Genomic DNA, 9,463 nt, shown 5'->3' with positions numbered 1-9,463 from the left:
CTTGCGACAGCTTGTTTACTTTATCACATCTCTTTTTCTTTGTCAAGCACTTTTTCAAAGTTTTTCGAACTCTTCCGGATTTCGGAACTGTTCTTCTGATCTGTGATTGTCGGCTCTGTTCAAGCGACTTGGTTACTTTAACATGTTTGTTTTAAGTTGTCAAGCACTTTTTGGAATTTCTTTTTTCTTTCAGAAATCTTTTTAAATTGTTTTTATCTTACAAACAATTATTCCCGACAGCTCATCTAATATAACACCGAAAAGCCACAATGTCAACAGTTAATTCCATAATTTGACAATCTTTTTATTTTCATGCCATATATGCCATAAAACAGGACTCTCTTCACTGCAAAATACTACATCATCCCCTTTAGATATTCCAACAATATCTTCGTCACAACCGAGTTCATTGTTTTTACAAATGCCAACCCAATAATTCTGGATCTCCCCGGTTCAAGAGGTCTGCTCTCTACATCATTGGCAAACGCCTTCATAACCAGCTTCTGTGAGATCGTCACTCCCAGCCCATTTTTCACAAATGCCATAATAAGCGTATCATCACGAAAACTGTAAGAAGTCTTTGGCTCCTTCCCACATCTTTCCAATAAATGCAAAATATCATTATCACATCCCGGAGTCTCTATAATGAAAGGATACTCCAACAGTTCTTCCAGTCTCACACTTTTCTTTTCTGCAAGAGGATGATTTTTCTGCATCACAGCACAGAGAGGATCCTCACATAATGGATAAAACTTCAGATTATCTGCAACGATCGAAGACAGAAATCCGCAGTCCACCTGCCCATGTATGATCCAGTCTCTGATCTCATCATAATTTCCATCAAAGATCTGCACCTCAACCTGTGGATAATTTCTATTAAAATAATGGATCACTTCCGGCATCCACATTGCAGTTACACTGGAAAAGCTTCCTATTCTGAGTTTTCCTTCTATTTTATGATTAATATTAAAAGCAGCCTGTCTAAGTTTATCTTTCTGATTTGTCATCTCCTGTATATAAGGCATCAGCATTCTTCCATTATCCGTCAGAGTTACACCCTTTTTAGCTCTTGCAAATAACTGTACTCCCAGTTCCTCCTCAAATCCGGCCATCATTTGACTGATTCCCGATTGTGTATAGTTTAGCGCCTCTGCTGCTTTCGAAAAACTTCCAGTCTCACATACCTTCAAAAAAATTTCATATCTGTCTCTGATTTCCTTCATTTACGATCCTTACTTCTTGTCTGTTTTTATCCATTACTTTTTTTAATGTATACTAGCAAAAACATTCATTTTACTTATATGTTAACATATGTTATCGTACTTATGCAAACATAAATCATACAGGAGATTATCTATTATGGAAAGGAAATCAAATCATTTTTCAGGACAGCTCGGGTTTGTCCTTGCCGCAGCCGGCAGTGCTGTAGGAGTAGGCAATTTATGGAGATTCCCATATCTTGCAGCCAAAGATGGAGGCGGTCTGTTTTTAATCATTTATTTTATACTTGTACTTACATTTGGATTTACCCTGCTTACATCTGATATCGCAATCGGCCGCCGCACTCAGAAAAGTGCGATCGGTGCTTATGCTGAAATGAAGCCCAAGTGGAAATTCTTAGGCATTCTGACTTTTCTTGTACCTGTTCTTATTATGACTTATTACGCAGTGATCGGTGGATGGATCACCAAATATGCTGTAGTCTACCTGACAGGACAGGCAAAGGCTGCTGCAGCAGATGATTATTTTACTTCTTTTATCACATCCTCCACCTCACCTGTTATTTTTGCACTTATTTTCATGGGTGTAACTGCATTTATTGTATACAATGGTGTGCAGGATGGTATTGAAAAAGTATCCAAATGGATGATGCCGGTTCTTCTGGTACTCGTTGTCATCATCTCCATTTATTCCCTGACTCTGAAACATACAGATTCTTCCGGCCAGGTACATACCGGGATCCAGGGATTTCTTTATTACCTGACCCCAAATCTTGAGGGGCTTACTGTACAGCGATTTTTACAGATTTTACTGGATGCAATGAGTCAGCTGTTCTTCTCTCTCAGCGTGTCCATGGGAATCATGATCACCTACGGTTCTTATGTAAAACCTGATGTTGACTTAAACAAGGCTGTTAATCAGATTGAAATTTTTGACACAGGAGTGGCATTTCTTGCAGGTGCCATGATCATCCCTGCTGTATTCGTATTTTCCGGAACAGAAGGAATGGGAGCCGGTCCAAGCCTTATGTTTGTTTCTCTCCCAAAGGTCTTTGCAGCCATGGGAAAAGCAGGCATATTTGTAGGAATCCTCTTTTTCGTAACTGCTATTTTTGCAACACTGTCATCCTGCATCTCTGTGTTGGAATCCATCGTTGCAAACTGTATGGAAATCTTCCACACAGGCAGAAAAAAAACTGTTTCTGTTTTATCTGCAGTTTATCTTGCTGCTTCTGCGATCATTGCTTTGGGATACAGCATTTTCTATGTAGAAGTGGAACTGCCCAATGGCTCTACAGGACAGCTGCTTGATATTATGGATTACATCAGCAACAGTGTTATGATGCCATTTATCGCATTACTTTCCACCATCCTGATCGGATGGGTTATGACACCTAATTATGTCATTGATGAAATGGAACGAAACGGCAGCAGATTCCGCAGAAAAAAACTTTATCGAATCATGATCCGCTATGTTGCGCCGGTTATGATGTTTATCCTGTTTTTACAGTCAACAGGAGTTCTCTCATAAGCAAAAACTTAATATAACAAAAAAGGAATCTGTTTTCCTGGAAAAGTTTTGAAATAAACACCAGTAAAAACAGATTTCTTTTTTATTCAATCACTGACACTCATAAAAACAAATGAATTTATATGCCTGACCCCTGCAAAAATTCCTGCACTGCGCAAAGCGATCCCAGAATCTCTTCTGCGAGGGACTTCATCTCCTCCGTCACCTCCATCAGATCCGGCACCATGATTGGATGCATCCCTGCTGCATAAGCCGCCCTGATTCCATTATGAGAATCCTCAATCACATAACAATTCTCCGGTCTGGTCCCCAGTCGTCTGCAAGCCTCCAGAAAAATATCCGGTTCCGGCTTACTCCGTTCCACCATATCTCCCCCGATAATCTGATCAAAATATCCCAGCAGTCCGCCATCTGAAATCTCCGAACGCACCAGTGCCTCCCGGGTAGAACTGGCAAGCCCAATCTTAAATCCCCTCATCTTCAGATATTTCAAAAGCTCCTCAACCCCCGGCTTCTTTGCCAGTTTACCTCCGGAAGCATGACTGAAAAACACCTCTGCCATCTCCGCTTTATATTCCTCATACGGAAAATCTTCACCATAATGCTTCAGAAAAACCCCTTTACTTACAACACTATTTGTTCCCAGACACTCATGACATGCCGCCTCAACTCCTGCGATTCCATGACGTTCTGCCACTTCTTTCCACGCTTGAAGCACAAGAATCTCCGAATCAAAAATCACTCCATCCATATCAAATATCACTGTATCAATTCCACTCGCCATAACTTTTGATCCTTTCCTCTTTCTCTCTATCAGCAGACTTTCTCAGGCAAAAATATCTTTGACGACAGTCTGATCGACTTATTCAAACCATATATAAGCCAGTAGTCTGACAATCTATTTTTTCATAATATAACCAATCGCATCACGAATCTGCGACACATAAACCAAGTTGATTCCTTCCACTTTTCCAACAGAAGACCTACACACTTCTGGCAGCACAACTGTTCCAAATCCCAGTTTTTTCGCCTCCTGCACACGCTGGCCTGCCATATTCACTGCGCGGATTTCACCACTCAGGCCAACCTCGCCAAACACCATCACATTATCAGGAATCACAATATCCTTCGCACTGGAAACAATCGCCAGACAGATCCCAAGGTCAATTGCCGGCTCTGTCATCTTCATTCCCCCTGCAATATTGACATAAGCATCCGATGCAGCCAGACGGAGTCCGACTTTCTTCTCAAGCACAGCCATAAGGAGATTCACTCTGTTAAAATCAGTTCCCACCGCTGTCCGCCTCGGAATCCCGAAATTACTCTGGCACACAAGTGCCTGAATTTCAACCAGAATCGGCCGGGTTCCTTCCATAGAACACGCCACAACAGAACCCGACGCATCCTCCGGTCTGCCATTCAGCATATATTCCGACGGATTCTTCACCTCCTCAAGACCTGTATTACACATTTCAAAAACACCAATCTCATTCGTAGATCCAAAACGGTTCTTTACTGCACGCAAAATACGGTAAGATGCGTGGCGATCTCCTTCAAAATAGAGCACGGTATCTACCATATGCTCCAGCACTCTCGGACCTGCCACATTTCCTTCTTTCGTCACATGACCTACAATAAAAATGGACACCCCCATCCCCTTTGCGATCTGCATAAGGATATTGGTAGATTCTCTCACCTGAGAGACACTTCCCGGTGCCGAACTTACATCTTCGTGAAACATAGTCTGAATGGAATCGATTACAACCACATCCGGTTTTCTGCGCTCGATCACCTCACGTATCACTTCCAGGTTCGTCTCACATAAAAGCTGCATCTTATCCGTAAACTGCCCGATACGATTAGCTCTCAGCTTAATTTGTCTCAGAGATTCCTCACCTGAAATATAAAGAACCGAAACCTGCTTCTCTGCCAGATTCCTGCACACCTGTAAAAGCAGCGTTGATTTTCCGATTCCCGGATCTCCTCCCACTAAAACAAGGGAGCCGGGGACGATACCGCCGCCCAGCACCCTGTCAAGTTCACCAATCTGAGTTGTCTGCCGTTCATCTTCTGACAGGCTGATGTCTTTAAGGATCACCGGTTCCTGCCTTTTTTCTGATGATTTCATTGCTCCAGAAGAGGATGGCTTCTTTGTGGAAACTGTCTCTTCCACAAAGGTGTTCCAGGACTTGCATCCCGGGCACTGCCCCATCCATTTTGCGGATTCATATCCGCACTCCTGACAAAAATATACCGTCTTTTTATTTTTCAGCATTTTACAATCTTTACTTCTACTCTTGCAGCATTGCCAAGTTCCACGCTAAAGGAAAGTTTACCGCCCAGGTTTGTTTTCATCTTACCTGTGCTTGCCTGCTCAATAAATACTTCATATTCTGTATCCGGCTCCATCTCCACTGTGATCTGTGCATCTTCCGGTCCCTCTACATGGAAATCCATCTGAGCTTCACTCTGTGTAAGATTAAATACTGCTGTTCCCGGAACTGATTCGTAAACGAACATTCCGTTTCTCTCGAGCTTGGTAATCTCCTTAAAAGTTTTTACTTTATACATATCGCCCTGATGCTGATAGTCTGATAATTTAGACTTCTGTGCAAGCTCATAGTCACCAAAGCTGATTGCTCCATTCTCTTCTGTACGGATTAATTCTTTTACTACTGCCATTTCCTATGTCCTCCTAAGACTCTTTTGTTTGCCGCTCCACCGGTTCATCTGCCGATGCCGTACAGTTTTTCACTATCTCTGTACTTTTCCGACATTTTATGTGCTTATTATATAATACATTCACTTTTTTGACCAGTATCTCACTGATTTTTTTATACTAATTTCACAATTTCTGTGAATCATGTGAGTCCTCTGCTTTAATTGTAAATATCTGTCTGCTCAGAGATTTCTACTGTTTTTTCACTTCAAATGCAATCTCGTTTTTATGAAGTTTCACCTGTACACTATCTCCACGTTTTACTCTGCCTTCCAGAATCTCGTTTGCAAGCGCATCTTCTATCTTACTCTGAATTGCACGACGCAGCGGTCTGGCACCATATTTATTATCAGAACCTTTTTCTGCAATAAAATCTTTCACAGCATTTGTCACTGTAAGATGAATTTCCATCTGTTCTGCACATCGTTTCTCCAGTGTTTTAAGAAGCAATGTCACAATTTTCCGGATATCTTCTTTATTCAGCACATGGAACACCATGATATCGTCAATTCGGTTCAGGAACTCCGGTTTGAAAATCCGGCGCACTTCTTCCATCACACCGCCTTTCATTCGTTCATAGTCTTTCTTCTCATCATTATCAGACATGAATCCCAGACGTTTCGGTTCCATGATTGCCTGTGCCCCTGCGTTGGAAGTCATAATAATAATCGTCTGTTTGAAGTCGACTTTTCTTCCCTGTGCATCTGTAATATGACCGTCATCCAACACCTGTAAAAGTATATTAAACACATCCGGATGTGCCTTCTCAATCTCATCAAAAAGCAATACACTGTACGGATTTCTGCGGACCTTCTCACTGAGCTGGCCGCCTTCTTCATATCCTACATATCCCGGAGGAGAACCGATCAGCTTGGAGACACTGTGTTTCTCCATATATTCGGACATATCTACACGAATCATCGCCTGTTCACTTCCAAAGACAGCTTCTGCCAGAGCCTTGGAAAGTTCTGTCTTACCAACACCTGTAGGTCCAAGGAAAAGGAAAGAACCAATGGGACGGTTCGGATCTTTAAGTCCTACTCTTCCCCGTTTCACTGCCTGCGCAACAGCTTTCACTGCCTCATCCTGTCCGATCACACGTTTATGAAGTTCTTTCTCCAGACGAGCAAGACGTTTGGTTTCTCCCTCTGTCAGTTTCTGAAGAGGAATCTTTGTCCAGTCAGAAATCGTCTCTGCAACAGCAGCTTCATCTACAACAAGTTTCTTCCTCTTATTTCTACGTTCAGTCTTAATGCGGATTTTCTCCATTTCGGCTTCCACTTCATTTTGGCGTACCTGTGCTTTTTTTGCGCGTTCAATATCTGCAGTCTTAACTGCCTGTTCTTTCTCCTCACGAAGTTCATTCAGTTCCATTTCATATTGTTCCATTTCAGGTGCTGACTGATAACCCGCAAGCTGAACCTTTGATGCTGCTTCATCAATAATATCAATTGCCTTATCCGGAAGGAAACGGTCATTGATATATCTTTGTGACATTTTTACTGCTGCCTCAAGTGCCTCATCTTCAATCTTTACCCCATGATGTTTCTCATAATATGGACGCAGACCTTTAAGGATCTCAACAGTCTCCTCTGAAGATGGTTCTTCCACTGTCACAGGCTGGAATCTTCGTTCCAGTGCTGCGTCTTTTTCAATATATTTACGGTATTCCTCCAGAGTAGTCGCGCCGATAAGCTGAATCTCACCTCTGGAAAGAGAAGGTTTCAGGATATTAGAAGCATCCAGTGCTCCCTCCGCTCCACCTGCTCCGATGATGGTATGGATTTCATCAATGAACAGCAGAATTCCCTGATGTTCTTTTACTTCCTGGATCACATTCTTAATGCGTTCCTCAAATTCACCTCTGTATTTGCTTCCCGCAACCATGCCGGAAAGATCTAACACAACAAGACGCTTATCCTTCACTGTATCCGGAACCATTCCCATAACGATGCGCTGTGCAAGTCCCTCTACAATGGCAGTCTTACCTACTCCGGGTTCCCCTGTCAGACACGGATTATTCTTCGTACGTCTGCTCAGAATCTGAATCAGTCTGGTAATTTCTTTATCACGCCCTATCACAGGATCCAGTTTTCCCTCTGCTGCAAGCTGTGTCAGGTCACGACTGTACTGATCTAGCGTAGGGGTACTGGTCACTTTTTTGTTTCCCGCATTCCTTGCGTACTGAAATTCCTCTGCAATGGTATCATTGTCAAATCCCATAGCTGTCAGGATAGCCGCAAACAACTTTTGGATATTTACTCCCATTGTAAAAAGCAGTCTGGTTGCTACGCAGTCTGTCTCTTTCAGAAGCGAAAGCAACAGGTGCTCTGTTCCGCAAAGACATTCCATACTCTCAGCATCTTCCTTCGCCTGTTCAATGATCCTTCTTGCTCTCGGGCTGTACTGGGGATCTTTTGTTTCTGCTGCCGCAGTATTGCCCTGAACCGGTGTAACCAGGCTGCTGATAAGTTCCCTGAGTTTTTCTTCTTCTACGTTAAATTCCTGCAGCACTTTTCCCGCAGTGCCTTCAGGTTCTTTCAAAAGACCTGCAAGAAGATGTTCTGTTCCGATATATCCATGTCCACAGGTTTTCGCAGTTGTCTTTGCCAATTTGAGGGCATTCTCTGCCTGTCTGGTAAATTGTCTCTCCATGTCCTCTCCTATCTGTTTTCATCATATTCGTCAAAAATCTCATCAATAAGCTGATGTACTTCCTCTCTGCTTACGCTCTTGCAACATCCTTTCGCAAGCGCCACCATGAGATTCTGTTTCAGTTCTTCCAATGCTTTCCGTTTATTTACATCAATAGAAATCACTGCACCACGTCTGCGGTCGATAGTGACAAATCCCTCCTGTCGCAACAGTGAATATGCTTTATTTACTGTATGCATATTTATCCCAACTGTATCTGCAAGCTGTCTCACTGATGGCAGTGTATCTCCCTCCTGCAGTCTTGACGTAGCAATCCCCATGATGATCTGATTGGTCAGCTGGATGTAAATGGCTTCATCACTGCTGAAATCTATTTCTATCATCATACGTTTTCTTCTCCTTTTTGTGTTACACATATCCTAGCACAAACCAACATTTTTTGCAACAGAAAGACGTATTGCTGTATTATTTTTCAAAACAAAAAGGGGTGTACTGCCATGTTCTCACACAGCATGCACACCCTTTATCTTCTTTCTGTCAACTGAATTTCATCTACATGACTTGATTATTTTAAGCCAATGATCTTATTGAGCTGTTCTCTGTTCAGAACAAGGTTAAAGCCTAATGGATTAACTGCATAAGCCATTGCCTTATCGATTAACAGCTCCGGAAGTTTTGCAAACGGTACTTTCGCAATACGCAGCTTCTGACCTTTTGTAAACTTCTCAAGTTCCATAACGTCTGTAAATACAGGCTGGAGAATTTCTTCTTTTTTATTTTTGAGATACGGAATATTGATCTTCTTAGGATCTTCAGGATCTACATTCATAGCAACCAGATATTCGGATTTCTTCAGGTTTACGATCAGTTCTTCCTCAAGCTCACGAAGATTTCCATGCTGATCCTTCTCTACCGGACGGCGGAGTTCCTGCATAAAGTAAATGCCGGAAAGCTCCAGTGTAGGATTCAGAAGCGGTCTCTTAGCCGGCTCAATCTTGCTCATATCTGCCTGTTTTGCAATATCAGTAAGATCAATCTCAATCTTATCTTCACCATCTACCCATACAACTGTATTTACGCCAATTGCATAGAAAGTTCCATATAATCTGGGATAATCCTTCTTGGTAAATTTCATACCCATAAGAAGAACCTTTTCTTCCAGCATTTTTTTGCCGAATTCTTTGATTCCTTCTTCTGTGGAAAAAATCCATGCCTGGTCATTATAAGTCTCTTCGTCACATTTCACATATGGCAGTTTGGTAGCCTGTGAGTATGCAACAAATACTGTCTCTCTGTTCTGTAATTCCTTGATTGCTTCTTCTTTGCTGATTCCCATTA

8 protein-coding genes are annotated in these 9,463 nt (G+C 42.2%); 1 reads left to right on the top strand and 7 read right to left on the bottom strand.

The genetic code is table 11. From position 1 onward, the window contains the following. Positions 1-356 precede the first annotated feature (356 nt). Positions 357-1,223, bottom strand: a complete 867-nt coding sequence (locus LJE09_RS12880) for a LysR family transcriptional regulator (RefSeq protein WP_008705469.1) — start codon at positions 1,221-1,223, stop codon at positions 357-359. Positions 1,224-1,359: 136 nt separating this feature from the next. Here LJE09_RS12880 and LJE09_RS12875 point away from each other — a divergent pair, with 136 nt between their 5' ends. Further along, positions 1,360-2,751, top strand: a complete 1,392-nt coding sequence (locus LJE09_RS12875) for a sodium-dependent transporter (RefSeq protein ID WP_227311412.1) — start codon at positions 1,360-1,362, stop codon at positions 2,749-2,751. Positions 2,752-2,869: 118 nt separating this feature from the next. On the opposite strand, the gene LJE09_RS12870 is transcribed toward LJE09_RS12875, so the two are convergent. From LJE09_RS12870 to LJE09_RS12845, 6 genes are all read right to left on the bottom strand, one after another. Next, complete coding sequence (locus LJE09_RS12870) at positions 2,870-3,535, bottom strand: HAD family hydrolase (protein WP_173721538.1); 666 nt, start codon at positions 3,533-3,535, stop codon at positions 2,870-2,872. Between the two features lie 114 nt (positions 3,536-3,649). Then, positions 3,650-5,026, bottom strand: a complete 1,377-nt coding sequence (radA, locus tag LJE09_RS12865; protein ID WP_026650099.1) for a DNA repair protein RadA — start codon at positions 5,024-5,026, stop codon at positions 3,650-3,652. Next, entirely contained in the window at positions 5,020-5,433 is a 414-nt protein-coding gene (locus LJE09_RS12860) for a hypothetical protein (protein WP_008705473.1), read from the bottom strand. The genes radA and LJE09_RS12860 overlap by 7 nt, the downstream gene beginning before the upstream one ends. A 229-nt stretch (positions 5,434-5,662) precedes the next feature. After that, on the bottom strand, positions 5,663-8,125 hold the full coding sequence (locus tag LJE09_RS12855; RefSeq protein ID WP_227311411.1) for an ATP-dependent Clp protease ATP-binding subunit: 2,463 nt from the start codon (positions 8,123-8,125) through the stop codon (positions 5,663-5,665). Between the two features lie 8 nt (positions 8,126-8,133). Beyond that, positions 8,134-8,511: a GntR family transcriptional regulator gene (locus LJE09_RS12850; RefSeq protein WP_020993363.1), complete on the bottom strand. Its 378-nt coding sequence runs from the start codon at positions 8,509-8,511 to the stop codon at positions 8,134-8,136. A gap of 179 nt (positions 8,512-8,690) precedes the next feature. Continuing rightward, entirely contained in the window at positions 8,691-9,461 is a 771-nt protein-coding gene (locus LJE09_RS12845; RefSeq protein WP_055057204.1) for an SseB family protein, read from the bottom strand. Positions 9,462-9,463: the final 2 nt, after the last annotated feature.

The organism is Blautia sp. DFI.3.45, assembly GCF_020593505.1.
Classification (GTDB): domain Bacteria; phylum Bacillota; class Clostridia; order Lachnospirales; family Lachnospiraceae; genus Blautia_A; species Blautia_A wexlerae.
This window is presented reverse-complemented; position numbering and strand designations above follow the sequence as displayed.